This window comes from Nocardioides ganghwensis, from assembly GCF_014779655.1.
Classification (GTDB): Bacteria; Actinomycetota; Actinomycetes; order Propionibacteriales; family Nocardioidaceae; genus Nocardioides; species Nocardioides ganghwensis.
On the sequence record NZ_JACXYX010000008.1, the window covers coordinates 159,214 to 185,062 of the forward strand.

At 73.5% G+C, this 25,849-nt stretch carries 26 protein-coding genes; 2 read left to right on the top strand and 24 right to left on the bottom strand.

Translation table 11 applies throughout. The features are described from left to right. Nucleotides 1-40: 40 nt before the first annotated feature. Both IEZ24_RS11625 and IEZ24_RS11630 read left to right on the top strand, forming a co-directional pair. Complete coding sequence (locus IEZ24_RS11625) at nt 41-988, top strand: aldo/keto reductase (RefSeq protein WP_129453958.1); 948 nt, start codon at nt 41-43, stop codon at nt 986-988. Nucleotides 989-1,031: 43 nt separating this feature from the next. Beyond that, nucleotides 1,032-1,259 (top strand): DUF5703 family protein, encoded by a 228-nt coding sequence (locus IEZ24_RS11630; protein ID WP_224745207.1) that lies wholly within the window; start codon nt 1,032-1,034, stop codon nt 1,257-1,259. Between the two features lie 8 nt (nt 1,260-1,267). Here the strand turns inward: IEZ24_RS11630 and IEZ24_RS11635 are convergent, their stop codons facing one another. From IEZ24_RS11635 to IEZ24_RS11750, 24 genes are all read right to left on the bottom strand, one after another. After that, nucleotides 1,268-1,732, bottom strand: coding sequence for a DUF427 domain-containing protein (locus IEZ24_RS11635; protein WP_129453957.1), 465 nt, complete (start codon nt 1,730-1,732; stop codon nt 1,268-1,270). A 23-nt stretch (nt 1,733-1,755) separates the two neighbouring features. Next, the gene (locus tag IEZ24_RS11640; RefSeq protein ID WP_165356001.1) at nt 1,756-2,169 is read right to left on the bottom strand and encodes an MmcQ/YjbR family DNA-binding protein; all 414 of its coding nucleotides are present in this window, start codon (nt 2,167-2,169) and stop codon (nt 1,756-1,758) included. Further along, nucleotides 2,166-2,828: a ribulose-phosphate 3-epimerase gene (rpe, locus tag IEZ24_RS11645; RefSeq protein ID WP_129453956.1), complete on the bottom strand. Its 663-nt coding sequence runs from the start codon at nt 2,826-2,828 to the stop codon at nt 2,166-2,168. Before rpe ends, IEZ24_RS11640 begins: the two co-directional genes overlap by 4 nt. Before the next feature lie 10 nt (nt 2,829-2,838). Continuing rightward, complete coding sequence (locus tag IEZ24_RS11650) at nt 2,839-3,783, bottom strand: lipid kinase (RefSeq protein ID WP_129453955.1); 945 nt, start codon at nt 3,781-3,783, stop codon at nt 2,839-2,841. Between the two features lie 61 nt (nt 3,784-3,844). Then, nucleotides 3,845-4,819: a non-homologous end-joining DNA ligase gene (ligD, locus tag IEZ24_RS11655; RefSeq protein WP_129453954.1), complete on the bottom strand. Its 975-nt coding sequence runs from the start codon at nt 4,817-4,819 to the stop codon at nt 3,845-3,847. A 22-nt stretch (nt 4,820-4,841) separates the two neighbouring features. Beyond that, nucleotides 4,842-5,921 carry a hypothetical protein gene (locus tag IEZ24_RS11660; RefSeq protein WP_129453953.1) on the bottom strand — a complete coding sequence of 360 codons (1,080 nt, stop codon included), beginning with the start codon at nt 5,919-5,921 and terminating at the stop codon, nt 4,842-4,844. A gap of 190 nt (nt 5,922-6,111) precedes the next feature. Continuing rightward, complete coding sequence (locus tag IEZ24_RS11665; RefSeq protein WP_129453952.1) at nt 6,112-7,428, bottom strand: RsmB/NOP family class I SAM-dependent RNA methyltransferase; 1,317 nt, start codon at nt 7,426-7,428, stop codon at nt 6,112-6,114. Next, on the bottom strand, nt 7,421-7,834 hold the full coding sequence (locus tag IEZ24_RS11670) for an MmcQ/YjbR family DNA-binding protein (RefSeq protein ID WP_129453951.1): 414 nt from the start codon (nt 7,832-7,834) through the stop codon (nt 7,421-7,423). Before IEZ24_RS11670 ends, IEZ24_RS11665 begins: the two co-directional genes overlap by 8 nt. Then, nucleotides 7,831-8,769, bottom strand: a complete 939-nt coding sequence (gene fmt / locus IEZ24_RS11675; RefSeq protein WP_129453950.1) for a methionyl-tRNA formyltransferase — start codon at nt 8,767-8,769, stop codon at nt 7,831-7,833. The genes IEZ24_RS11670 and fmt overlap by 4 nt, the downstream gene beginning before the upstream one ends. Nucleotides 8,770-8,782: 13 nt before the next feature. Beyond that, nucleotides 8,783-9,328, bottom strand: a complete 546-nt coding sequence (gene def / locus IEZ24_RS11680; RefSeq protein WP_129453949.1) for a peptide deformylase — start codon at nt 9,326-9,328, stop codon at nt 8,783-8,785. A gap of 107 nt (nt 9,329-9,435) precedes the next feature. Continuing rightward, nucleotides 9,436-11,442, bottom strand: coding sequence for a primosomal protein N' (locus IEZ24_RS11685; RefSeq protein WP_165356000.1), 2,007 nt, complete (start codon nt 11,440-11,442; stop codon nt 9,436-9,438). Nucleotides 11,443-11,576: 134 nt separating this feature from the next. After that, nucleotides 11,577-12,779: a methionine adenosyltransferase gene (metK, locus tag IEZ24_RS11690; protein ID WP_129453948.1), complete on the bottom strand. Its 1,203-nt coding sequence runs from the start codon at nt 12,777-12,779 to the stop codon at nt 11,577-11,579. A gap of 70 nt (nt 12,780-12,849) precedes the next feature. After that, entirely contained in the window at nt 12,850-14,064 is a 1,215-nt protein-coding gene (coaBC, locus tag IEZ24_RS11695) for a bifunctional phosphopantothenoylcysteine decarboxylase/phosphopantothenate--cysteine ligase CoaBC (protein WP_129453947.1), read from the bottom strand. Nucleotides 14,065-14,077: 13 nt separating this feature from the next. After that, the gene (gene rpoZ / locus IEZ24_RS11700) at nt 14,078-14,392 is read right to left on the bottom strand and encodes a DNA-directed RNA polymerase subunit omega (protein WP_129453946.1); all 315 of its coding nucleotides are present in this window, start codon (nt 14,390-14,392) and stop codon (nt 14,078-14,080) included. Nucleotides 14,393-14,407: 15 nt separating this feature from the next. Next, nucleotides 14,408-15,034, bottom strand: a complete 627-nt coding sequence (gene gmk / locus IEZ24_RS11705; RefSeq protein ID WP_129453945.1) for a guanylate kinase — start codon at nt 15,032-15,034, stop codon at nt 14,408-14,410. Beyond that, on the bottom strand, nt 15,031-15,354 hold the full coding sequence (gene mihF, locus IEZ24_RS11710; protein WP_129453944.1) for an integration host factor, actinobacterial type: 324 nt from the start codon (nt 15,352-15,354) through the stop codon (nt 15,031-15,033). Before mihF ends, gmk begins: the two co-directional genes overlap by 4 nt. Before the next feature lie 155 nt (nt 15,355-15,509). Next, on the bottom strand, nt 15,510-15,947 hold the full coding sequence (locus IEZ24_RS11715; protein ID WP_129453943.1) for a hypothetical protein: 438 nt from the start codon (nt 15,945-15,947) through the stop codon (nt 15,510-15,512). After that, a complete protein-coding gene (gene pyrF / locus IEZ24_RS11720; protein ID WP_129453942.1) occupies nt 15,944-16,768 on the bottom strand; it encodes an orotidine-5'-phosphate decarboxylase in 825 nt (274 codons plus the stop codon). Before pyrF ends, IEZ24_RS11715 begins: the two co-directional genes overlap by 4 nt. Next, nucleotides 16,765-17,625: a beta/alpha barrel domain-containing protein gene (locus tag IEZ24_RS11725; protein WP_129453941.1), complete on the bottom strand. Its 861-nt coding sequence runs from the start codon at nt 17,623-17,625 to the stop codon at nt 16,765-16,767. The genes pyrF and IEZ24_RS11725 overlap by 4 nt, the downstream gene beginning before the upstream one ends. Next, on the bottom strand, nt 17,622-18,464 hold the full coding sequence (locus IEZ24_RS11730) for an iron-sulfur cluster-binding protein (protein ID WP_129453940.1): 843 nt from the start codon (nt 18,462-18,464) through the stop codon (nt 17,622-17,624). Before IEZ24_RS11730 ends, IEZ24_RS11725 begins: the two co-directional genes overlap by 4 nt. Beyond that, nucleotides 18,457-19,488, bottom strand: coding sequence for a quinone-dependent dihydroorotate dehydrogenase (locus IEZ24_RS11735; RefSeq protein WP_129453939.1), 1,032 nt, complete (start codon nt 19,486-19,488; stop codon nt 18,457-18,459). Before IEZ24_RS11735 ends, IEZ24_RS11730 begins: the two co-directional genes overlap by 8 nt. Before the next feature lies 1 nt (nt 19,489). Then, complete coding sequence (gene carB, locus IEZ24_RS11740) at nt 19,490-22,822, bottom strand: carbamoyl-phosphate synthase large subunit (RefSeq protein ID WP_129453938.1); 3,333 nt, start codon at nt 22,820-22,822, stop codon at nt 19,490-19,492. A 1-nt stretch (nt 22,823) separates the two neighbouring features. Beyond that, nucleotides 22,824-24,038, bottom strand: a complete 1,215-nt coding sequence (gene carA, locus IEZ24_RS11745; RefSeq protein WP_129453937.1) for a glutamine-hydrolyzing carbamoyl-phosphate synthase small subunit — start codon at nt 24,036-24,038, stop codon at nt 22,824-22,826. Between the two features lie 128 nt (nt 24,039-24,166). Next, nucleotides 24,167-25,798 carry an ATP-binding cassette domain-containing protein gene (locus tag IEZ24_RS11750; RefSeq protein WP_129453936.1) on the bottom strand — a complete coding sequence of 544 codons (1,632 nt, stop codon included), beginning with the start codon at nt 25,796-25,798 and terminating at the stop codon, nt 24,167-24,169. Nucleotides 25,799-25,849 lie beyond the last annotated feature (51 nt).

The following is a 25,849-nucleotide window of genomic DNA, read 5'->3' on the forward strand; positions in this document are numbered from 1 at the left end:
CCGTGCCACCGGCGCAGGCCCCGTGGCTACTCTCACCCCCATGCAGCAGCGTTCCCTCGGCGCGACCGGCCTCAAGGTGTCCCGGCTCGGCCTCGGCACCATGACCTGGGGTCGTGACACCGACGAGCACGAGGCGCGCGACCAGCTCATCGCGTTCGCCGAGGCCGGCGGCACGCTGGTCGACACGGCGGCCGGCTACGGCGACGGCGCCAGCGAGGAGCTGATCGGCACGCTCATCGGCGACGTCGTGGCCCGCGACGAGGTCGTCCTGGCGACCAAGGCCGGCATCTCGCGGCGTACGGGCGAGCGCGTCACCAACACCTCGCGCGGCAACCTCCTCACCACGCTGGACGCCTCCCTGAAGCGGCTGGGTGTCGACCACGTCGACCTGTGGCAGGTGCACGTGTGGACCGACGAGACCCCGGTCGAGGAGACGCTCCACGCCCTCGACCTCGCCGTGACCTCGGGACGGGCGTCCTACGTCGGGATCTCCAACTACACCGGCTGGCAGACCGCCCAGGCGGCCACGTGGCAGCGCGCGGTCCCCGGCCGGGTCCCGCTGGCCTCGACGCAGGTCGAGTACTCGCTGCTCAACCGCCAGGTCGAGCACGAGGTCGTGCCGGCCGCCCAGGCCCTCGGCCTCGGCGTCCTGCCCTGGTCACCCCTCGGACGCGGGGTGCTGACGGGGAAGTACCGCACCGGTACGCCCTCGGACTCGCGGGCCGCCACCGAGCACTTCGCGCGGTTCGTCGGCGCCTACCTCGACGAGCGCGGCCGCGGCATCGTGGAGGCCGTCGCGCGTGCCGCCGACGGGCTCGGCTGGTCGCCGCTGGAGGTCTCGCTCGTGTGGGTGCGCGACCGGCCCGGGGTCAGCGCCCCGATCGTCGGAGCCCGTACGGCGGCCCAGCTCGACGGGGCCCTCGGCATCGAGGAGCTGACCCTGCCGGCCGAGATCGTCTCGGCCCTCGACGACGTGTCCGCCGACTGACGACCCACCTTCCACACCCATTCTGCGAGACGGGAGACAACCCTTGGCCAGGATCCAGCGACGCCCGCCGGCCCGCGGGGTGGAGTGGGAGTTCGAGACGCTCGTGCTCCCGAAGGAGTTCTCCCGCAACGTCGTCACGCGGGTGCTCGTCGAACGCGCCGAGCACGGCGGCTGGGAGCTCGACCGCCTGCGCATCGGCAACGACGGCAAGCGGCGCGTGGTACTGCGCCGCAAGATCATCCGCCAGCGGCTCACGCTCTTTGCCGGCTGAGCAGCGGACTACCAGCCGGACGAGCCCGGGACACCCTTGAAGGGGCCGGTGACCCGTGAGGTGATCCAGCCCCCGTAGAAGCTGCCCGGCTGCGGCACCACGACCTCGTCGTCGACCGTGCACCGGTCCACGCGGCCGGGATAGAGCGCGACGTGGTCCACCAGCTGCTCGAAGCCCCTGGACGGGGTCGGGTAGGTCCATGCCACCGCCGGCAGCACCTCGTCGCCCACCACGAGGTCGAAGTAGGCAGCCTGTCCCTTCCACTCGCACCACGAGGCGCCCTCCGCCGGGCGCAGCACGCCGTCGGCGAACGCGTCGAGCGGGAGGTAGTACGTCGGCGGGTGGCTCGTCTCGAGGACCCTCAGGCTCGCCGTGGTGTCGGCCACCACGTGACCCCGGTGCGTGACGACGACGCGCTCGGTGCTCGGGTCGACCCGCGGCGGTCGGGGGTAGTCCCACACGGACTCGGTCATGTGAGCCAATCTACGGACCGGACCTACGGCTCGAGGCCGCGCGAGGCGAGCCAGGCCCGCCCGCGGCGCTCCGACGCCTGGGCGAGCCAGGCCTCCTCCACGATCTCGACGAGCTCGTCCCGGTCGATCTCGCCCACCCGGGACGCGCGCAGCAGCACCGACGGGTGGCCGTCGAAGTGGGCGGTGGTGAAGAACGGGAGGCGGTCGTCCTGGAGCAGCGCCTGCTTGTCCCCCTCCGAGGCCACCCAGATGACGACGACGTCGTCGTAGCGCTCACCCGTGTCGGGGTCGACCGCGTCGGGTCGCGGCGTGCGGAAGAAGACGAAGGACTTGCCGCCCACCTGGTAGACGGGGTTCTTCTCCGGGCGGTGGACGGTCACGTGCGGCATCGCCCGCGCGGTGGCGTGGAGGTCGTCGACCGTCGCCCGACGGCTCACCCGGCTGCGTCCTCGGCCTTCGCCTTGAGCGCCCGCACCATCGCGTCCGGGTCGTCCGCGGAGTAGACCGCGGAGCCCGCCACGAACACGTCTGCGCCGGCCTCGGCGCAGCGCTCGATGGTCTCCAGCGAGACGCCACCGTCGACCTGGAGCCAGGTCTCGACCCCGTGCTTGCGCATCAGCTCGCGCGCGGTGCGGATCTTGGGCAGGCACAGGTCGAGGAACTTCTGCCCGCCGAAGCCGGGCTCCACCGTCATGATGAGCACCATGTCGAGCTCGGGCAGCAGCGCCTCGTAGGGCTCGATCGGGGTCGCCGGCTTGAGTGCCATCGACGCGCGCGCACCTCGCGCGCGGATCTCCCGGGCGAGGCGTACGGGCGCCTTCGCGGCCTCGACGTGGAAGGTGACGGAGCCGCAGCCGGCCTCGGCGTAGGCCGGTGCCCACCGGTCGGCGTCCTCGATCATCAGGTGCGCGTCGAGGGGCTGGCTGGCGTGCTTGCTGAGCGCCTCGATCACCGGGAGCCCGAGGGTGAGGTTGGGCACGAAGTGGTTGTCCATCACGTCGACGTGCACCCAGTCGGCGCTGGGGATGCGGGCGACCTCGTCGGCGAGGCGCGACAGGTCGGCGTTGAGGATGCTCGGCGTGATCTGGATGCCCACGGGGACGAGCCTAGTGACTGCCCCTGCCGTCCAGGCGCGCGGCACGGCTCCGGGCAGGGACGACGACGTGCAGGGCGTTGCGGTCGACCTCGAACGTCGCGGTCGTGGTGGCGGCGATCTCGCCGTCGAGGTTGACCGGCAGCGGCGCGTCGGTGACCAGACGCAGGCGCCGGGTGGTGACGTGGTGGACGCGCTCGTGCTCGACCAGGTGGCCCGTACGGAGGAGCCGGGCGACGGAGACGTGGTCGCGCAGCCGGCCCTGCTCCACGGCGTACACGTCGAGCAGGTGGTCGTCGATCGAGGCGTGCGGGGCGACGGTGAGGCCGCCGCCGTAGTGGCGCCCGTTGCCGACGGCGACCTGCATCAGGTCGCTGAGGTCCAGGACGGTGCCGTCGTCGAGCTCCAGACGCGCGGCGAAGGGCACGTGTGAGCGGTACGCCGCGAGCGTCGCCGCCGGGTAGGCGAACCGGCCGAGCCGCCGCTTGAGCCCGGGCGTCAGGCGCTGCGTCACCGCGACGGACAGGCCGACCGACGCGACGTTGAGGTACGCGCGCCCGTCGACGCGGCCGAGGTCGACGTCGACGACGTGCCCGTGCAGCATCGTGTCGACGGCGGCGGCGAGGTCGGGGATCTCGAGGGTCCGGGCGAAGTCGTTGGCCGTGCCGAGCGGCAGGACGCCCAAGGTCGTGCCCGTGTGGGCGACCATCTCGGCGGCGCACCCGATCGTGCCGTCGCCGCCACCGACGACGAGGAGGTCGGGCTCGTCGTCCATGGCCGCTGCCAGAGCCTCCAGCAGCTCGAGACCGCCGTGGACGGGATGCACGACCACCTGGGCTGCGACGCCGTGGAGCACCTGTTCCACCAGCGGGAGCGCGCGGGCGCCGCTGCGGGCGGCGGTGTTGACGACGACGGCCACGCGGTCGGTGCGCGGCGTGGCGGGGATGTCCTGCTGCATGGCTCGAGGCTAGGCAGGCTCCGTGAGAGGACTCTGAGGCCGACCTGTGCGCGGGCTGTGCCTAGTCCGCGTCGGGCTCCGGCGGCGCGTCGGCTCCGTCCGCCTCGTCTCGCTCGGCCCACTCCAGCAGCGGCGCGATGTCGAACGGGTGGTCGTCGATGTCGGCGTGCAGGTCGCCGATCGCCGCGTACCGCTCGGGCATGGTGAACATCGTGAAGTCGTCGGGCACGCAGCCGTCGATCTCGTCCCAGCGCACCGGCGCGGACACCCGCGCCTCGGGGACACCACGCACCGAGTACGCCGCGGCGATCGTGTGGTCGCGGGCGTTCTGGTTGTAGTCGACGAACAGCTGCGCGGGGTCCCGGTCCTTGCGCCACCACGCCGTGGTGACCTCTCCCCCGGCCCGGCGCTCGACCTCGCGCGCGAACGCCAGCGCCGCCCGGCGTACGTCCTGGAAGCCGTGGTCGGGCGGGATCCGTACGTAGACGTGGAGGCCCGAGCCACCGCTGGTCTTCGGGAACCCGACGGCGCCGAGCTCGTCGAGCACCTCGTGGGTGACGTGTGCGACCCGCTGGACCGTCGCCCAGTCGCACTCCGAACCCGGGTCGAGGTCGATGCGCCACTCGTCGGGCTTCTCGGTGTCGGCGCGTCGGCTGTTCCACGGGTGGAACTCGACCGTCGACATCTGGACCGCCCAGATCACGCTGCCCAGCTCGGTCACGCAGAGCTCGTCGGCGGTGCGCTTCCACCGCGGGAAGAACAGCTGCACGGTCTCGACCCAGTCGGGCGCACCGGCAGGCAGGCGCTTCTGGTGCACCTTGTCGCCCGCCAGTCCCTTGGGGAAGCGGTGCAGCATGCACGGCCGCTCGTAGAGCGCGTTGACGATGCCGTCGCCGACGGCGAGGTAGTACTGGACGAGGTCGAGCTTGGTCGCCCCGGTCGGTGACGCGTCGGACGGCGGGAAGTAGACCCGGTCCGGGTTGGTGACCTTGACGACGCGGTCGTCGACCTCGATCTCGATGAACGGCGACGCCACGCCTCGACCCTAGCGGTGCGGGCTACTGCTGTGCGGGAGCCTCGGACGGCGCGGGACCGTCGCCGGGACCCTCAGCGGGACCCTCAGCGGGACCCTCAGCGGGACCCTCAGCGGGCCCCTCAGCAGGAGTCTCCTCAGGCGCCGTGACGGTCACGGTGACCACGTCGGACCACCCCTCGTCCGCGTACTGGCTCTCCGGACGGTGCCAGCGGAGCTCGGTGGTCTCCTGGAGCTCGACCGAGGTCCGGGTCACGCCGTCCTTGTCGGCGAGGACGGCCGCATCGGCGGACGTCCACGCGCCGCCGGGGACGCGGGTCTGCAGGACGAGCGGGTCGCCCGTCACCCGGCCGGCCGCGTCGGCGACCGCACCGGTGATCGTGACCTTGTCGCCGGTGCGGACCTGGCGGACGTCCACGTCGACCGAGGTGCGGAGCTGCACGCCCTCGAAGTCGTAGGTCGTGCCGGCTCCGTGGACCGCGTCGAGGTTGAAGGGCCGGCCGTCGCAGCCGAAACCCGTGACCGCGAAGCCGGGTCCGTCACCCTGCGCGGAGGCGAACGCGGCGGGGGTGCCGTCGGGTGCCCGGTCGAGGACTGCACCCGTGGCCAGGTCGACCAGGGTCCACTCGTAGGTCTGGGCGCTGCTCGCCACGTGGGTCCAGGACCCGGCGGGCACGGGCACCGCCGCGCGACCGGTCCAGGCCGTGCCGCGCGGGCTCGTCGGGGTGACCGTCACCACCCAGGAGACGCCCTGGCTCCCGCCGGTCGCGGCGACGGACAGTGAGGCGTCGAGCCCGCTGAGGGCCGCGAAGGCCGTGTAGGGGCCGGCGGCGCTGCCCGGTCCGGTCGGGACGAGGCCGAGGGAGCGGCGTCCGATCGGGGCGGAGTAGGGGCCGAGGTTGATCCGCGAGCGCGGTGCGGTCGCGGCCGGAGAACCGAACAGGGAGTCGCAGCGCACGAAGGTCAGGTAGGAGTCCGCGTCGCCCGTGGACGGGCCGGAGAGCGTGCGTGGCTCGGCTGCCAGGGCAGGGCCGGCACCCAGGGCCGCGCCCAGGGTCGTCAGAGCCGTGGCGGCCGCGGCCGCCATGAGGCTGCGTACGTGCATGTGTGGTTCCTGCTCCCCGTGGCGCCGCCCACCCCTCCGGTGGACCGCGCTGCCCCCATCATGCTCGTGCACGCAAGCAATGGGAACAGGCGACGCGCAGGGACGCGTACCCGTCGCCCCGAATTCACCTGTCCGGGTGACGGGGCGGCCCTCCGACGGGTCTCAGGCCCGACGTCTCAGGCCCGACGTCTCAGGCCCGACGCCGCAAGGTCGCGGCGAACATCGCGTCGGTCCCGTCGCGGTGCGGCCACAGCTGGAAACGCTCGACCTCGTCGGTGTCGCCCCGCCTGCCGAGCACCGCGTCGACGATCCCGCTCGTCTCGGCAACCACCGGCGAGCACGTCGCGTAGACCACGACCCCGCCGGGGCGTACGGCGTCGAGGGCCCCGTCGAGCAGCACCTGCTGCAGGACCACCAGCTCCTCGACGTCCTCGGGAGCACGCCGCCAGCGCGACTCCGGTCGGCGGCGAAGGGCGCCGAGGCCCGAGCACGGCGCGTCGACGAGCACGCGGTCGAAGGTGCCGGGCACCCACGCGGGTCGCATGCCGTCGCCGGCGACCACGTGGACAGCGCCGGCCGGGACCGCCCGCACGGCGGACGAGACGAGGGCGGCGCGGTGGGGCTGGCGCTCGTTGGCGAGGAGGGACGCGCCGCGCCGCTCGGCGAGCGCGGCGAGGAGCGCCGCCTTCCCGCCGGGCCCGGCACACAGGTCCAGCCACCTCTCGTCGCGACCCTCCAGCGGGGCGTCCGCCATCGCCAGCGCGACGAGCTGGGAGCCCTCGTCCTGCACCCCTGCCCGACCCTCGGCGACGGCCGGGACCGCAGCGGGGTCACCGCCGTCGAGCACCACGCCGTACGGCGACCGGGCGGTGCGGGTGCCGCCGGCGGCCTCCAGCTCCTCGACCGTCGCGAGCCCGGGACGGGCGACGAGGGTGACGCGGGGGGCGGCGTTGTCGGCGGCCAGGAGGGCGTCGAGCTCGTCATCGGCGCCGAGGGCCTCCGCCAACAGGTCGACCACCCATCGGGGGTGGGAACGCGCGACGGCGAGGTGACCGTGCGGATCGGCCGCCCTGTCGGGGGCGACCTCGTCGATCCAGTCGCCGAGGCCGCGCCGGCTGACGGCGCGGAGCACGGCGTTGACGAGACCCGACGGTCCCCGGCCGACCGTGGCGCGGACGAGGTCGACGCTCGTGGAGATCGCCGCGTGGTCCGGCACCCGCATCGACAGCAGCTGGTGCGTGCCGAGGCGCAGCACGTCGCGCACCTCGGGCTGGAGCCGCGGCTTGGTCAGGCACGCGTCGATGACCGGGTCGTAGAGGCCGTGCATGCGGATCGCGCCCGAGGCCAGCTCGGTCGCCAGGGCCGCATCACGGCCGGTGAGCCCGTGCTTGCGCAGCACCTGCGGGAGGACCAGGTTGGCGTACGCCTCGTCGACCCGGACGGCTGTCAGGACGTCGAGGGCGGCGCGGCGCGCGCGGTCGACGGGGCGGTGGCGGCGCTCACTCACCGAGGTGCTCCCGGACCAGCCGCCTGGGTGCCCTCGTGGCCCACGCGTCGGTGAGGATCTCGACCAGCTCGTCCCGGTCGATCTCGCCGAGGCGCGACTGCTGGACGAGGACGGCGCTGTAGCCCTTGAAGTGGTCGATGGTGAAGAACGGGGTGTCCGGGTCCTCGACGAGGGCGTTCTTCTCGACCTCGGTCGGCGTCGTGATGACCACGAGGTCGTCGTACATCTCGCCCGTCGCCGGGTCCACCGCGCTCTTGTGCGGCGCCCGGTAGAGCACGAATCCCCGGCCCTTGTCGCCGCGCGGCACCTTCCAGGTCGGTCGGTCGCCCCACGACGTGCCGAACTCCGTCTCGGGCAGGCCGGCGCAGATCTCGTCGACGTCCTCGGGGCGGGCGGGCGTGCTCACGACTCGTCGGTCCCGCCGAGGCTCGTGCCGGACGCGAGGCGTACGCCGCGGGCCCAGTCGGCCGCCTGCATCTGCTTCTTGCCGAACGCCTTGACCTCCCCGAGCCGCACCGGCGCGGTGCCGGTGCCGACGAGGACGGCGTTCTTGGTGACCTCGAGGACGCCGGGCGGGAGGGCGTCGTGGTCGGTCGCGGTGACCGGGCCGATCTTGATCCGCTCGCCCTCGAACGTGCTCCACGCCCCGGGTGCCGGGTGGCACGCCCGCACCTGCCGGTCGATCGCCGCGGCCGGGTGGCTCCAGTCGATGCGAGCGTCGTCGACGAGGATCTTCGGGGCGTACGAGAGACCGTCCTCGGGCTGCTCGCGTGCCTCGAGCGTGCCGTCCTCGATGCCGTCGAGGGTCTGCACGAGCAGGCCGGCTCCCCCCTCCGCGAGGCGGGCGAGGAGGTCGCCGGCCGTGTCGTCGGGCCGGATCCGCTCGGTCATGACGCCGAAGACGGGACCGGCGTCGAGCGCCTTGACGATCCGGAAGGTCGTGGCGCCGGTGACCTCGTCGCCGGCCCACAGCGCGTGCTGGACCGGCGCCGCGCCGCGCCAGGCGGGCAGGACCGAGAAGTGGAGGTTGATCCAGCCGTGGGGCACGAGGTCGAGCGCGGACTGCGGCAGGAGGGCGCCGTAGGCCACGACCGGGCAGGCGTCCGGACGGAGGTCAGCCAGGGCGGCCTGGAAGTCGGGGTCGCGCGGGTGCTCGGGCTTGAGCACGGGCACGCCGAGCTCCTCGGCGCGCTGGGCGACCGGGCTCGCGACGAGCCTGCGGCCCCGGCCGCTCGGCGCGTCGGGTCGCGTCACGACGCCGACGAGCTCGTGGCGGCTCGCGGCGACGGCGTCGAGCGCGGGAAGGGCCACCTCGGGGGTGCCGGCGAAGACGACGCGCATCAGCGGTGCCGCCTCATCGGGCGAATCCGTTCGTGGCGTGCGGGCTGATCCGCACGGTGGGCTTCTCCAGGCCGAACCACTCGGACTCGCGGATCTCCTTCATCGCTGCCTTGCGTGCGGCGGTGTCGAGCCGGTCGATGAAGAGGATGCCGTCGAGGTGGTCGGTCTCGTGCTGCATGGCGCGTGCGAGCAGCTCGGAGGCCTCGATCCTCTGGGGCTCGCCGTGCATGTCGAAGCCGGTGGCGACGACCGAGAGGGCGCGCAGGCAGTCATAGGTCAGCTCGGGCAGCGACAGGCAGCCCTCGGCCCCGTCCTGGGTGTCGTCCGAGAGCTCGAGCGACGGGTTGACGAGGTGGCCGACCTGGCCCTCGACGTTCCAGGTGAACACCCGCAGGCCGACCCCGATCTGGGGCGCCGCGAGCCCGGCTCCGGGCGCGGCGAGCATCGTGTCGGTGAGGTCCGTGACGAGCTGACGGACCTCCTTGTCGAAATCGTCGACCTCCACCGCGCGCTGGCGCAGGACCGGGTCACCGAAGAGGCGGATGGGCTGGACGGCCACGGAGCTCCTTGGATCGGGTGTGCGGGAAGGGCCAAGTCTAGGGACTCCGACCGTCGTCGCCGTCCCCGCGGTGGCCATCGTGGCTGCACGGCAGGCCGGCTCCGGGCCTAGATGCTGAGCGGGTCGACCTGGATGCGTACGGGGTCGAGCTTGCGGGCCGAGCGCAGCCGCTGGAGGTCGCCGAGCGAGTGGGACAGGGCGTCGCCCGCGGACCACGGCACCCGCAGGAGCACGCGGTGCTCGCCGTCGACCGGCACCGGTCCGAGCACCTCCGCGGCCTCGGGCAGGTCGAGGAGGTGGAGGACGTCGTCGAGGGCGCCCAGGTCGCCGGTCACGGTCGCCATGCGGGCCGCCGGGGGCAGGTGGGCCTGCGCGCGCTCGTCGGCCTCGCGACGGGCGAAGCCGGCAGGATCCCAGCGCACCAGGGCCTGCAACGCCGGGTGGGCCGGGTCACCGACGGCGACGACGTGGCCGCCCGCCCTCACGAGCGCCGCCGCGTTGAGCCAGCGGCGCAGCGCCTCCTCGGCGACGCGCATGTCGTCGCGCGCCAGGGTGAGCCAGGTGTCGAGCAGGACGACCGCGGCGTAGCCCTCGTCGGCGACCGGCTCGGCACCGACGGTGGCCACCACGATGTCGGCCGACGCCCCCACCCGGTCCAGGACGCGGTCGCCGCTGGAGCTGCGCACCGTGGTGCCGGCGAACATCCGGCCCAGCTCCTCGGCCGTGCGCGCCTCACCACGTACGGGGGCGCGCAGGCCGCGACCTCCACAGGCCGCGCACGCCCAGGCCGCCTCGGTGTGCCCGCACCAGCGGCACTGCGGCGGCTCGGTGGGACCTGCCAGCGCCAGCGGCCCGGTGCACGCCGTGCAGCGGGCGGGTGTGCGGCAGGTGTCGCAGGCGAGCGAGGCGGCGTAGCCGGCTCGTGGCGTCTGGACGAGGACCGGGCCGGTGGTGAGGCCGCGCCGGACGGCGTCGTAGGCCGCGCGCGGGATGCGCGTGCCGACCGACCGGTCCTCTGCGGGCACGGCCTCGACCCGCACCCGCCGGCGCAGCACCGCGCGCGGGACCGCGAGCTCGTGGGCCCAGCCGCTCGTCACCAGCTGCTGGGCCTCGGGGGTGCGCGCCGCCCCGCCGATGAGCACGGCGGTGCCCTGCTGCTCAGCGCGGGCGAGGAGCACCTCGCGGGTGTGCGGATAGGGCGCCCGGGGCTCGGCGTGGAGGTCGTCGCCGTCGTCCCAGAGCACGACGAGCCCGAGCCCGTGCACGGGTGCGAAGGCCGCCGACCGGGTGCCGACGACGATGCGACGGGCTCCGCGCGAGACGGCCAGGAAGTCCCGGTAGCGCGCTGCGGGGCCGCCGTCGGCGGTGAGGCACACGTGGTGCCCCTCCCCCAGCACCGACGTGAGCGCGGCGTCGACGCGGGCGACGTCTCGTCGGTCCGGGACGCAGACCAGCGCACCGCGACCACCGCCGTACGTGGCTGCGACGGCCTCCGCGACCATGGCGGGCCAGTCGTCGGCCGGGGCGACGGACCAGACGGCCCGCGGTGCACCGCCGGTCGCGAGGTGGCGCAGGAAGGCGTCGGCGTGCTCGACCTCGGACCAGGCCGTGGAGGTCACCGTGGGGACGGCCGGAGCAGCCGGGGACGGCGCCTTCTCGGCGGTGGCGTGCCGCGGGGGCACCGCGAGGCGGAGCACGTCGGAGCGGGCGCCGGCGTACCTGCGGGCGAGGGTCTCGCTCAGGTGGGCGATCTCGGGTGCGAGGACGGGCTCGGGGCTGACGACCCGGCGCAGCGGCTGGAGGGAGCCGGTGTGATCGGAGGTGCTCGCCCGCTCGACCACGAAGCCGTCGACGTCCTGGCCGGCGAACCGGACCTTGACCCGGGCGCCGGGGACCGCCGTGTCGGCCATCGACACCGGCACGGCGTAGTCGAAGGGGCGGTCGAGGTGGGCCAGGGCGATGTCGACGAGCACGCGCGCGACCGGGTCGGTCGCTGCCGGCTCCCAGGCCGCCGCCTTGCGTCGCCGGGTGGCCGCCGCCTTGGCCCGGGCATCGTCGACGGCAGCGCGAAGCCCCGGAAGCATGTCGGCTTCCGGGGCTTCGTGCTGCGTCATGCGGCTGATTCTGTCAGCGGCCTCCGACGCTCGGACCTGGTGGGGAAGTCCGACACCTGGAGGCGGTTGCAACCCCCTCGAAGTGGCAGAGTCCCCGCTCGGGCGGGGACTCTGCGAGAGGGCGGCGGCCCGGGTCAGACGCCGGCCGCGGCCTTCAGCTTGTCGGCCCGGTCGGTCGACTCCCAGGTGAACTCCGGCAGCTCGCGACCGAAGTGGCCGTAGGCCGACGTCTCGGCGTAGATCGGCCGGAGCAGGTCGAGGTCGCGGATGATCGCCGCCGGGCGCAGGTCGAAGACCTCGAGGACCGCGTCCTGGATCTTCTCGTCCGACACGACACCGGTCCCGAAGGTCTCGATGAACACGCCGACCGGCGCGGCCTTGCCGATCGCGTAGGCGACCTGGGCCTCGCACCGGCGGGCCAGGCCCGCGGCGACGACGTTCTTGGCGACCCAGCGCATGGCGTAGGCGGCCGAGCGGTCGACCTTGGAGGGGTCCTTGCCGGAGAAGGCGCCGCCGCCGTGGCGGGCCATGCCGCCGTAGGTGTCGACGATGATCTTGCGTCCGGTGAGGCCGGCGTCGCCCATCGGGCCGCCGATGACGAAGGTGCCGGTGGGGTTGACCAGCATCCGGTAGCCCTCGGAGGGGATCTCGAAGTCAGCGAGCACCGGGTCGATGACGTGCTGCTTGATGTCGGCCTCGAGCGCCGCGTGCTCGATCCCGGGGTCGTGCTGGGTGGAGAGCACCACGGTGTCGACGCGCACCGGGCGGTCGTCCTGGTCGTACTCGATGGTGACCTGGGTCTTGCCGTCGGGACGCAGGTAGCCGAGAGTGCCGTCCTTGCGGACCTGGGTCAGGCGCTGCGCGAGCCGCTGCGCGATGGTGATCGGGAGCGGCATCAGCTCGGGGGTGTCGTCGCACGCGTAGCCGAACATGAGGCCCTGGTCGCCGGCGCCGCGCTTGTCGAGCTCGTCCTCCGACGAGCCGACGCGGGACTCGTGGCCGGCGTCGACGCCGGCGGCGATGTCGCTGGACTGGGCGCCGATGGCGACCTGCACGCCGCAGGTGGTGCCGTCGAAGCCCTTCTCCGAGGAGTCGTAGCCGATCTCGAGGATCGCCCTGCGGACGATGTCGGCCACCGGGGCGTAGGCGGTGGTGCGGACCTCACCGGCCACGACGACCAGCCCGGTGGTCAGCAGCGTCTCGACGGCGACGCGCAGGTTGGCGCGGTCGGGGTCGGCGGCCATGAGGTGGTCGAGGACGGAGTCGCTGATCCGGTCGGCGATCTTGTCCGGGTGACCCTCGGTCACGGACTCGGAGGTGAAGAGGCGTCCAGCCACGGGTCCCTCGATTCTTGTGTGGAACGGTGGAGGCAAACGTACCCGTTGCCCAGTATCCGGAATCCCCATCTCAGGGGAACCTACGCGCGACCTCGTCCCAGATGACGTGGGCCAGCGCGGTCTTCGTGCCGTGCGGGACCTCGACCGCGGCGCCGTCGGCCCCGAGGATGACGGCCTCGTTGTCGGTGCTGCCGAAGACCGCTCCCCCGCTGACGTCGTTGACCACCAGCAGGTCGCAGCCCTTGCGCGCCAGCTTGGCGCGCCCGAGGTCGAGGACCGAGCCGGACGCATCACCCGTCTCGGCGGCGAAGCCGACGACCACCGCTCCCTCGCGGGCCCGGTCGCGGGAGATCTCGGCGAGGATGTCGGGGTTCTGCACCAGCTCGATGGCCGGCGCGGAGCCGTCGTCGGCCTTCTTGATCTTGGCCTCGCTCACCGACACGGGCCGGAAGTCGGCGGGCGCCGCAGCCATCACGACCGCGTCGGCGGTGGCGGTCGCCGCGACCACGGCCTCGCGCAGCTGGTCGGTCGTCTCGACCCGTACGACGCTCACCCCGGCCGGGTCGGCCAGGGAGACGTTGGCACTGACGAGGGTGACGTGGGCACCGCGGGCGGCTGCCGTACGGGCCAGTGCGTAGCCCTGCAGGCCGGATGAGCGGTTGCCGAGGAAGCGCACCGGGTCGAGGTACTCGCGGGTGCCGCCGGCGGACACCACGACCTTGCGGCCGGCGAGGTCGGGGCGCATGTCCGGCCCGCGGTCGAGCACCGCCCGCACGAGGTCGAAGATCTCGGCCGGCTCGGGGAGCCGGCCCTTGCCGCTGTCGGCACCGGTGAGCCGGCCCTCGGCGGGCTCGATGACGACGGCCCCGCGGCGGCGCAGCGTCTCGACGTTGGCCTGCGTGGCGGGGTGCTCCCACATCTCGGTGTGCATCGCCGGGGCGAGCACGACCGGGCAGCGCGCGGTGAGGAGCGTGTTGGTGAGGAGGTCGTCGGCGAGCCCGTGGGCCGCCTTCGCGAGCAGGTCGGCGGTCGCCGGCGCGACCACGACCACGTCGGCGGACTGCCCGATGCGCACGTGGGGCACCTCGTGCACGCCAGACCAGACCTCGGCCGAGACCGGCTTGCCGGACAGCGCAGCCCACGTGGGCGCCCCGACGAACTCCAGGGCCGCAGCCGTGGGCACGACGGTGACGTCGTGCCCCGACTCGGTGAACCGGCGCAGCAGCTCGCAGGCCTTGTAGGCCGCGATCCCGCCGGAGACGCCCAGGACGACCTTGACGGTCATCGTGAGGCTCGCGTCACTCCGTGGTGTCGCCGGCGGCGGCAGCCTCGGCGGCGGCGGCCTCGGCTGCGGGGTCGATGTCCTCGCAGGTCAGGAGGTCGTCGTTGATCTCGCGCAGGGCGATCGAGAGCGGCTTCTCCTGGACGTGGGTGTCGACCAGCGGGCCGACGTACTCCAGGAGGCCCTCGCCGAGCTGCGAGTAGTAGGCGTTGATCTGGCGGGCACGCTGTGCGCTGTAGAGCACGAGCTTGTACTTGCTGTCGGTCTTGGTGAGCAGGTCGTCGATCGAGGGGTTGGTGACGCCCTCGGCGGCGATGGTGGGAGAAGCCACGGTGATGGTGCCTCGCTAGTCAGATCGGTTGGAGACGGGTCCAACCATCAAGGCTACCAACTCGTCGGCTGCAGCGTGAACTTCGTGGTTGACGATGGTCACGTCGAACTCGCTCTCGGCCGCCAGCTCGGCCCTCGCGGTCTCGAGGCGACGCTCGCGCTCTGCCTCGGACTCGGTGCCGCGGCCGACGAGCCGGCGTACGAGCTCCTCCCACGACGGCGGCTTGAGGAACACGAACAGCGCCTCCGGCATGGTCTCGCGGACCTGGCGGGCGCCCTGGAGGTCGATCTCGAGCATGGCCGGATGACCGGACGCGAGGGCGAGGTCGACCGGACCGCGCGGCGTGCCGTAGCGGGCGGCCTTGTGGACCACGGCCCACTCCAGCAGGTCGCCCTTGGCGACCATCGCGTCGAACTCCTCGTCGGAGACGAACCAGTAGTGGACGCCGTTCTCCTCGCCGGGACGCGGGGGGCGGGTGGTCGCGGACACCGAGATCCAGACCTCGGGGTGCGTCTCGCGCACGGCCGCGGCGACGGTCCCCTTGCCCACGGCGGTGGGGCCGGCGAGCACGATCAGCCGCGAGCGCGTGGTGTGGTTGCCCGACGGCGCGGCGGTGTCGGGAGTCGGGTCGGAGCCGGTCACGGGGCGTCGGGGCCGAACTCACGCTCGAGCGCGGCGACCTGCTTGACGCCGAGCCCGCGGACGCGTCGGCTCTCGGCGATCCCGAGCCGCTCCATCACCTGGCGGGCACGGACGCGACCGAGCCCGGGGACCGACTGGAGGAGCTCGACGACGCGCATCTTGCCGATGACCTCGTTGGTCTGGCCCTCGCGCAGCACATCGACGATGGAGCCACCGGAGTTCTTGAGGCGGTTCTTCACCTCGGCCCGCTCGCGTCGGGAGGCCGCAGCCTTGTCGAGGGCTGCCTGGCGCTGCTCGGGCGTCAGAGGGGGCAAGGCCACGAAAGCTGTCCTTCTGGGTCGGAAAGGGCCGGGTGGGAGAGGGCCCGGCTGGTGCGGGTCAATCTAGTCATTGCCCGACGACACAGGCAATCGAGCCGATGCCGCCACACGCCCCGCGTGACGTACGCCATGGGCGGCCGGAGGCCAGGGGTCGGTCAGCGCGACAGCGGCGTGCCGCACACGTCGAGCGCGTGCTGCTCGACCGCGGCCATGGCGCGTACGGTCTGCTCCGAACCGACCTCGCGGGCCGCCGCCTCGATCTCCGCGCGCGCGTCCTCGTCGAGGCCGGACGGAGGCGTCTCGGCGTCGTAGTCGGAGGGGTCCACGTCGTGCTCGGCCAGCGCCTGCTCGAGGGCGCGCAGCGGGTCGACGACGGCCGCCCAGTCGTCGGCGATGTCGCGCGGTGCCCGCTCGGCGAGGTCGTCGTAGGCGTCGAGCGCGTCGAACACCGCGCCGGGGTCGTCGGAGGCCGCGACCTCGGTGAGCTCGGCCTGGTGCTCCTCGACCGCCTCGCAGTAGCGCTCCTGCGGGTCGCCCGAGCAGCCGCCGAGGGCCAGGCCGGCCAGCAGGACCGCGGGGGCCAGTCGTCTCACGCGCCCAGGCCCCGTACGGCGTCGTTGCCGCGCAGGGCGGCGTCGCGCAGCGCCGTCGGGTCCGGGCCGGCGCCCAGCACCTCGCGCGACGAGCTCGGCAGCGCCCAACGGGCGGCCGCGCCGAAGATGCGCTCGAGGTCGGCGACCGTGCCGCCCTGGGCGCCGTAGCCCGGCACCAGGAGCGGTCCGTTGATGTCGAGGTCCTCGTCGGTGGTGCCGATGGTGGCGCCGACGACCGCGCCGAAGGACCCCACGGGCTCGGCGCCGGCGTTGGCGGCGCGCAGGTGCGCGAGCATCGTGCCGGCGACGGTGCCGCCGTCCGTGCGGGCGTGCTGGACCTCGGGGCCCTCGGGGTTGGACGTGAGTGCGAGCACGAACAGCCCACCGCCGTGGCGTCGGCAGGCCTCGACCATCGGGGCCAGCGAGCCGAAGCCGAGGTAGGGACTGACCGTCACCGCGTCGCAGCCGAGCGGCGAGGCGGGGTCGAGGTAGGCGTCGGCGTACGCCTGGCTGGTCGACCCGATGTCGCCCCGCTTGGCGTCCATCAGCACCAGCGCCCCGGCGGCGCGCGACTCGGCGACGACGCGCTCGAGGACGGCGATGCCCCGGCTGCCGAACCGCTCGTAGAAGGCGCTCTGCGGCTTGACCACGCCGACCACGGGTGCCACCGCCTCGACGACGGTGAGCGCGAACCTCTCCAGCGAGGCGACGTCGTCGCCGAGGCCCCACTCCCGCAGCAGCGCGGCGTGCGGGTCGATGCCGACGCAGAACCGGCCGCGCTCCTCGATGGCGGCGGCCAGACGGGTGCCGAACGGGGTCATGGGGTCTCCTCGGGGGTGGGCGGGTCGACGGGCAGCAGGGCGGCGCGGAGGCGAGTCACCGTGGTCGGGTCGTGCAGGAGCGCGGTGCCGACCTGTACGCCTCGCGCGCCCGCGTCGAGGAAGGCGCGGGCCGACGCGACGTCGTGCACGCCGCCGCACCCGATGGTCGGCACGTCAGGCAGGGCTCGGTGCACCTCGACGACGCAGCGCAGCGCGACGGACGCGATCGCCGGGCCGCTCAGTCCTCCCGGACGTCCGTCCCTGAAGGCAGCCGGGACGGCGTTGCCGACGACCACGGCGGTGGCGCCGGCCTCGTGGCACGCGCGGGCGCCCTCGACGATCCGGGACACGTCGGGGCGCAGCTTGGCGAGGACGGGACGGTCGGCGGGGAACTCGCGCCGCACGGCCGCGATGACGCTGGCGGCGTGGTAGGGCTCGCGGACCTCGAACAGCCCGGCCCCCGCCTCGTCGGGCGCGCCCACGTTGACCTCGAGGCCGGCGACGCCGGGCGCCCGGCTGAGCCGGCGCGCGAGGTCGGCGTACTCCCCCATCGTCGCTCCGGCGACCGAGACGAAGACCCGGGCGCCGGCACGCACCAGCCACGGGAGCTCGGTGGCGAGGAAGTGCTCCAGCCCGGGGTTGGGCAGGCCGACGGCGTTGACGAGACCGCCGGGGACCTCCACCACCCGGGGCCCCGGCCCACCGCTGCGGGCGTCGAGGGTGATCGACCGGGTGACGAGGTCGAGGCCGTCGAGGCCCGCGGGGCCGGCGTACGGCAGGAGCTCGCGGCCGGTGCCGCCGCACCCGGCGGCCACCATCACCGGACCGGGCACCCGACCCAGCAGCGCGGCGCTCACGCGGGGTCCCGTGGGGGGATCAGGGCGTCCCACCGCACGCGGTCGCCGCGGACGACCGGGCCCTCGGTGCAGGCCCGGACCACCCGGTCGACGCCGTCCTCGCCGACGACGGGCAGGGGGCAGCCGTGGCACAGCCCGGTGCCGCAGGGCGTCGGGCACTCGACCGCGACCTGGCTCCAGGCGCCGGCGCGCTCGGCCGCTCCGGCGGCGCTGCGCAGGACCGCCGCAGGACCTGCTGCGTAGACGACGTCGGCGTCGCTGCGGCGCACGAGGTCGTCGACGTGGTCGGCCACGCCGCCGCGCTGGCCGACCGAGCCGTCCGCGGTGAGGACGGTGACCGACCGAGCGGAGCGTCGGGCCTCCAGCGCGGAGAGCAGGTGCGCCTCGTCGGGGGCCGAGACCACGAGCGAGACCGCGCAGCCGCGTTCGCGCAGCCGTTCGGCGAGCGGGAAGAGGGGCGCCGCGGCGTAGCCCTCGCCCACGAGGAGGCAGGACACGGCGTCCTTGGGCAGCGCGAACGGGCGGCCGAGCGGACCGGTGACCGCGATCCTGGTCCCCACCGGTTGCGCGGCCAGCCACGCGGTGCCGCTCCCCCGCACCTCGACGACCACGTCGAGCGTGGGCCCGAAGGCGCTGGAGGCGCGGACGCGGTGGATCCACAGCGCCCGGCGGGCGACATGGCCGGCGACCGTGACCGCGACGAAACCGCCTGCGCGGAAGCGCTCCGGGATGCCCGGGGCGGACAGGGTCAGGTGGCGGTAGGCGCCCACCCGCTTGGTGGCGACGACCTCCCCCTCCACGTGGACCGGTCCGGCCGGCGTCCCCCGCTCCTCAGGCATCCGTGGCGAGCCCCCGCACGATGCGACGTGGCCACAGCGGGCCCTCGTAGACGAACGCCGTGTAGCCCTGGAGCAGGTCGGCCCCGGCCACCAGCCGCCGGCGGGCGTCGTCCACCGTGGTGATGCCGCCGACGCCGATGAGTGTCAGCTCCGGGCCGACGCGCCGGCGCAGCATCCGTACGACGTCCTCCGAGCGCTGGGTCAGCGGGCGTCCGCTGAGCCCGCCGGCGCCGATGCCTGCCACGGTCGCCGCCGGGCTCGCGAGCCCGTCGCGACTGATCGTGGTGTTGGTGGCGATGATCCCGTCGAGGCCGCTGGACAGGGCGAGGTCGGCGACGGCGAGGACGTCGTCGTCGCTGAGGTCGGGAGCGATCTTGACCAGGAGCGGCACCCGGTGGTCGGGCCGCGCCTCGTCGGCGCGGCGACGCACGGCCGCCAGGATCGGCGCGAGCTTCTCCACGGCCTGCAGGTTGCGCAGTCCCGGGGTGTTGGGCGAGGACACGTTGACCACGAGGTAGTCGGCGTAGGGCGCGAGCAGGCCGGCCGACTTCTCGTAGTCGCGGGCGGCCTCCTCCTCCGGCACGACCTTGGACTTGCCGATGTTGACGCCGAGGATCGTCGAGCCGCCACCCGACCTCCACGCCGCAAGGCGCTTCGCGACCACCTCGGCGCCGTCGTTGTTGAAGCCCATCCGGTTGACGATCGCCCGGTCGTCCTTGAGCCGGAACAGCCGCGGCTGCGGGTTCCCCGGCTGGGCCTCTCCCGTGACCGTGCCGATCTCGACGTGGCCGAAGCCGAGCGCGGCGAGGCCGTCGATGCCCACGGCGTTCTTGTCGAAGCCCGCGGCCAGCCCGAGCGCGTGCGGGAAGGTCAGGCCGAGGGCGTGCACCGGCCTCGACGGGACGCGGACGACGCGGCCGGTCACGGGCGCGGCCGCCCGGATCGCCCCGAACGCGGCGTGGTGGATGCGCTCGGGGTCGACCCGGGTCAGGGCCTGCTCGAAGAGGACGTCGTAGGGCCGCACGTCAGTCGGTCCGGTCGCCGGCCGGGTTGAGGTGGGCCGCCCAGTCCTGCAGCGAGCGCACCCCGATGTCGCCGCGCCGCATCGCCTCCAGCCCCTGCACGGCGGCGCCGAGGCCCTGGATGGTGGTGATGCACGGGATGTCGGTGAGCACCGCCGCCGTACGGATGTCGTAGCCGTCCGCGCGCGGCGAGCCGCCGCTGGTGGCGCCGTGCGGCGTGTTGATCACCAGGTCGACCTCGCGGTCGCGGATGAGCCCCACGATGGTCCGCTCGCCGTCGGGGCCCTCGCCCTCGGACTGCTTGCGGACCACGGTGGCCTTCACGCCGTTGCGGCGCAGCACCTCGGCCGTGCCCGCCGTCGCGAGGATCTCGAAGCCCATGTCGGCGATCTGCCGCACCGGGAAGATCATGTGGCGCTTGTCGCGGTTCGCGACCGACACGAAGACCGTGCCCGACAGCGGCAGCGACCCGTATGCCGCGGCCTGCGCCTTGGCGAACGCGGTGCCGAAGAAGGCGTCGAAGCCCATCACCTCTCCGGTCGAGCGCATCTCCGGGCCGAGCAGCGCGTCGACGGTGCGCCCGTCGGCGGTCTTGAAGCGGTCGAACGGCATGACCGCTTCCTTGACCGCGATCGGGGAGCCGTCGGCGAGGTGGCCGCCGTCGCCCTCGGCAGGGAGCACGCCCGCCGTGCGGAGGTCGGCGATCGACTCGCCCAGCATCACCCGCGCCGCCGCCTTGGCCAGCGGCGTGGCGGTGGCCTTGGAGACGAACGGCACGGTGCGCGAGGCGCGCGGGTTGGCCTCGAGCACGTAGAGCACGTCGGAGGCGAGGGCGTACTGGATGTTGAGCAGCCCGCGCACGTCGAGACCGCGCGCGATCGCCTCGGTCGAGCGCCGGATCCGGTCGATCTCCTCGCGCCCCAGCGTGATCGGCGGCAGCGCGCACGAGGAGTCGCCGGAGTGGATGCCGGCCTCCTCGATGTGCTCCATCACGCCGCCGAGGAAGAGCTCCTCGCCGTCGAAGATCGCGTCGACGTCGATCTCGACCGCGTCGTCGAGGAACCGGTCGACCAGCACCGGCTGGCGCTCGTTGATCAGGCCGTTGGCGACGTACTTCTCGAGGTACGCCTCGAGCGCGGCGTCGTCGTAGACGATCTCCATGCCGCGCCCGCCCAGGACGTACGAGGGGCGCACCAGGACCGGGTAGCCGATCTCGTGGGCGATCCGCTGGGCCTGGGGGTACGACGTCGCGGTGCCGTGCTTGGGCGCCGGGAGACCGGCGTCGGCGAGGACGCGCCCGAAGGCCCCGCGCTCCTCGGCGAGGTGGATCGCCTCCGGGCTGGTGCCGACGATGGGGACCCCGGCGTCGGCGAGGCCCTGGGCCAGGCCGAGCGGCGTCTGCCCGCCGAGCTGGCACACCACGCCCGCGATCGGGCCGGCCTGCTGCTCGGCGTGGACGATCTCGAGGACGTCCTCGAGCGTGAGCGGCTCGAAGTAGAGGCGGTCGGAGGTGTCGTAGTCGGTGCTCACCGTCTCCGGGTTGCAGTTGACCATGATCGTCTCGTAGCCGGCCTCGGCCAGCGCGAGCGAGGCGTGCACGCACGAGTAGTCGAACTCGATGCCCTGGCCGATCCGGTTGGGACCGGAGCCGAGGATGATCACGGCCTCCTTGCCCTCCGCGCGGGGCTGCACCTCGGTCTCCTCGTCGTAGGAGGAGTAGTGGTAGGGCGTCTGCGCGGCGAACTCGGCGGCGCAGGTGTCGACGGTCTTGAAGACCGGCCGGATGCCGAGGGCGTGGCGTACGCCGCGGATGACGTCGGCGGACAGCCCGCGGATCTTGCCGATCTGCTCGTCGGAGAAGCCGTGGCGCTTGGCCAGGCGCAACAGCTCCGGGGTGAGCTCGGGGGCGTCGATGAGCTGGACCGCGACCTCGTTGATCAGCGCGAGCTGGTCGACGAACCACGGGTCGATCCTGGTCGCCTCGAAGATCTCCTCCGGCGTGGCGCCGGCCCGGATGGCGTCCATGACCTTCTTGAGCCGGCCGTCGTGCGGGACCGCGATCTCCTCGAGGAGGGCGGCCTTGTCGAGCTCGACGAACTCCTTGTGCCAGTCGAACGGCGCGTGCTTGCTCTCCAGCGACCGCAGGGACTTCTGCAGCGCCTCGGTGAAGTTGCGGCCGATGGCCATCGCCTCGCCGACCGACTTCATGTGCGTGGTCAGCGTCGGGTCGGCCTCGGGGAACTTCTCGAAGGCGAACCGCGGGACCTTCACCACGACGTAGTCGAGGGTCGGCTCGAAGGACGCCGGGGTCTCCTCGGTGATGTCGTTCCGGATCTCGTCGAGGGTGTAGCCGATCGCGACCTTGGCGGCGATCTTGGCGATCGGGAAACCGGTCGCCTTCGAGGCGAGCGCGGAGGACCGCGAGACGCGCGGGTTCATCTCGATGACGATCAGGCGGCCGTCGGCGGGGTTCACGGCGTACTGGATGTTGCAGCCGCCCGTGTCGACGCCGACCGCGCGGATGATGGCGATCGCGAGGTCGCGCATCTTCTGGTACTCGCGGTCGGTCAGGGTCAGGGCGGGCGCGACGGTGATGGAGTCGCCGGTGTGCACGCCCATCGGGTCCAGGTTCTCGATGGAGCAGACGATCACGCTGTTGTCGGCCCGGTCGCGCATCACCTCGAGCTCGTACTCCTTCCAGCCGAGGATCGACTCCTCGAGGAGCACCTCGGTGGTGGGGCTCGCGGCGAGGCCGGCGCCGCCGATGCGGCGCAGGTCGGCCTCGTCGTAGGCCATGCCGGAACCGGTGCCGCCCATCGTGAACGACGGGCGGACCACCATCGGGTAGCCGAGCTCGTCCGCCGCGGCGAGCAGGTCGTCCATCGAGTGGCAGATGACGCTCTTCGCGGACTCGCCGCCGAGCTCCTCGACGATCTTCTTGAACTGCTGGCGGTTCTCGCCGCGCTCGATCGCCTCGATCGAGGCGCCGATCAGCTCGACGCCGTACTTCTCGAGCACGCCGGCCTTGTCGAGCGCCATCGCGCAGTTGAGCGCGGTCTGGCCGCCGAGGGTGGCCAGCAGCGCGTCGGGGCGCTCCTTGGCGATGACCTTCTCGACGAACTCGGGGGTGATCGGCTCGACGTAGGTCGCGTCGGCGAACTCCGGGTCCGTCATGATCGTGGCCGGGTTGGAGTTGACGAGGACGACCCGCAGGCCCTCCTGGCGCAGCACCCGGCACGCCTGGGTGCCGGAGTAGTCGAACTCGCAGGCCTGGCCGATGATGATCGGCCCGGAGCCGATGACCAGGACGCTCTGGATGTCGGTGCGCTTGGGCATGTCAGTTGCCCCCGTTCTTGGTGTCGTCGTCCGCTGGTTGAGCAGCGAGCGCCAGCGAGCGTGTCGAAACCGAGGACATCAGCTCGCAGAAGCGGTCGAAGAGGTACGCCGCGTCGTGCGGGCCCGCCGCGGCCTCCGGGTGGTACTGCACGGAGAAGGACACGAGTCGACCCTCCGCGTCACGCAGCTCGAGGCCCTCGACGACGTCGTCGTTGAGGCAGACGTGGCTGACGGCGACCTCGCCGAACTCCGTGGTCGTGATGCCCTCGAGCGGGGCGTCGACAGCGAACCCGTGGTTGTGGGCCGTGACCTCGACCTTGCCGGTCGTGCGGTCCATCACCGGCTGGTTGATCCCGCGGTGGCCGTACTTGAGCTTGTAGGTGCCGAAGCCCAGCGCGCGACCGAACAGCTGGTTGCCGAAGCAGATCCCGAAGTAGGGGATGCCGGCGCGCAGCGCGCCCTGCAGCAGCTCGACCTGGCCGGTGGTGGCGGCCGGGTCACCGGGCCCGTTGGAGAAGAACAGCCCGTCCGGACCGAGCGCCCGCACGTCGTCGAGCGTCGCGGTGGCCGGGAGCACGTGCACCTCGATGCCGCGCTCGCTCATCATCCGCGGGGTGTTGGACTTGATGCCGAGGTCGACCGCCGCGACCGTGAAGCGCTTCGTCCCCTGTGCCGGGACGACGTACGCCTCGCTGGTGCTCACGGCCTCGCTGAGGTTGGCGCCGGTCATCTCCCCGGAGGCCAGGACCCGCTCCAGCAGGCGCTGGGGGTCGGTCTCCGTGGTCGAGATGCCGACGCGCATCGCACCGCGCTCGCGGAGGTGGCGGGTGAGGGCACGCGTGTCGACGCCGCTGATGCCGACGACGCCCTGGTCGCGCAGGTCGTCGTCCAGGGTGCGCACGCTGCGCCAGCTGGACGGGACCCGGGCGGGGTCGCGCACGACGTAGCCGGCGACCCAGATGCGCGAGGACTCGGTGTCCTCGTCGTTCATCCCGGTGTTGCCGACGTGCGGGGCCGTCATCACGACGACCTGGCGGTGGTAGCTGGGGTCGGTCAACGTCTCCTGGTAGCCGGACATGCCGGTGGAGAAGACGGCCTCGCCGAAGGTCTCGCCCTCGGCTCCGAAGGACTCACCGCGAAAGGTGCGCCCGTCCTCGAGGACCATGAGTGCCGATCGGGGCGCCAGACGGGTCTGGGCAGGGGCAGGCAGAGCCATGCCGTACCTCCTTCTCCGCCTCACGGGACGGATCGTTAAAGGATGTTCGAGCCGTCGCCGACCCTACCAGCGCCACGACCGTGGAGCGGCATCGTGTCCACGGCACGGCGGGCCGCCCGGGCGGAGGTTCACCAGGCCGAGAGGGTCAGCTCCCGGCCGCTCCAGCGCCGGCGCAGCCAGCGGTCGTGCGAGGCCAGGACGACCCCACCCGGAGCCGTGCCCAGCGCCTCCTCGAGCTCCCCGGCGAGGGCGAGCGAGACGTGGTTGGTCGGCTCGTCGAGGAGCAGCAGGTCCGGTGCGGCGGCGATCGCGACCGCGAGGCCGAGGCGCCGGCGCTGGCCCACCGACAGGGCGCCGACCGGTGTGCGGTGGTCACGTGGGTGGAGCAGCCCGAGGTCCCGGAGCCGGGGCGCGTCGCGGAGCCCGGCCACCGCGCGGTCGTACGTCGCCAGCGCGGAGCGCGACGGGTGGGTGACGTCCGGGTCCTGGGTGAGCTCGCGCACCGTGCGCGCCGCCACCACGACGGTGCCCGCGGTCGGCGCGAGCCGGGACGACAGCACGCCCAGCAGCGTCGACTTGCCGGAGCCGTTGGGCCCGGTCAGCAGCAGGTGCTCACCCGCCGCGACGTCGAGCCGGTCGAGCCGCATGCGTCCCTCGACCTCGACGTCGCGGACCTGCACGAGCCTTCCCGTCCCGACGCGCGTGAGGTCGCCGCGGAAGGTCATCGGCGCGGGCGGCTTCCGGACCTGCTCCCGCTCCGCGGCCTCCAGCCGTCGCCGGGCGTCGGCCTTGCGACGTGCCAGCGCCCGCGCCACCTTCTGCCCCTTGCCGAAGTAGATGAACTTGTCGTTGTCGGTCGGGGGCCGGTCGTGCGCGATCGCCTCGGTCCCGATCCGGGTCGCCGAGCGCAGCCGGGCGATCTCCTCCTGCTGCGCGGCGTACGTCTCCTCCCACCGCCGCCGGGCGTCTGCCCGGGCCGCCTCGTAGGCGCTCCAGCCGCCGCCGAACCGCCGACCGCCACCGCCGTCGGTGCCCAGTGCGCCGGCGTCGAGGTCGACGAGGTCGGTGCACACGTCGTCGAGCAGGACGCGGTCGTGGCTGGCGAGCACCACCACCCCCGGCAGCTCGCGCAGGAAGGCGGTGAGCACGTCGATCGCGTCGTCGTCGAGGTGGTTGGTCGGCTCGTCGAGCAGCAGGCAGGCCGGCCTCGTCGTCATCGTGGTGGCGAGGGCGAGCCGCGTGCGCTGGCCGCCCGAGAGCGTGCCGACCACCCGGGCGGGGTCGAGCCGCGACAGCCCCAGTCGCTCGGCCGCGAGGGCCGCCCGCCGATCGGCGTCCCACGCGTCGTGGTCGACCGCGAGCTCGAGGGCGCGCTCGTACGCCGCGTCTCCCCCGGCGGTGCCGACACCGCCGGCCAGGCGCTCCACGTCGGCGACGGCGGTCCGCAGCGGAGCGAGGGTCATGGCCAGCACCTCCGCGACCGTCGCGCTGTCGCGGAAGGGCGGCTCCTGGCCGAGCAGCACCAGGTCGTCCGGTGCGGTGACGGAGCCCGAGGTGTGCGCGTGGGCGGGCAGACGGCCGGCGACCGCTCGCAGCAGGGTCGACTTGCCGGCACCGTTCTCGCCGACGAGCCCGATGCGGCGACCGGGCTGGGCGAGCAGGTCGACGCCGCCCAGCACGGTCCGGTCGGGGTAGGTCACCGAGAGACCGGTGACGACGAGGGGCGCGAGGACGGACGGAGAAGTGGGGCTGACAGGCATGCGGAGGTCCTTCGACGACTCGGGGGACTCGCCGGGCCTGTGGGCGCACTG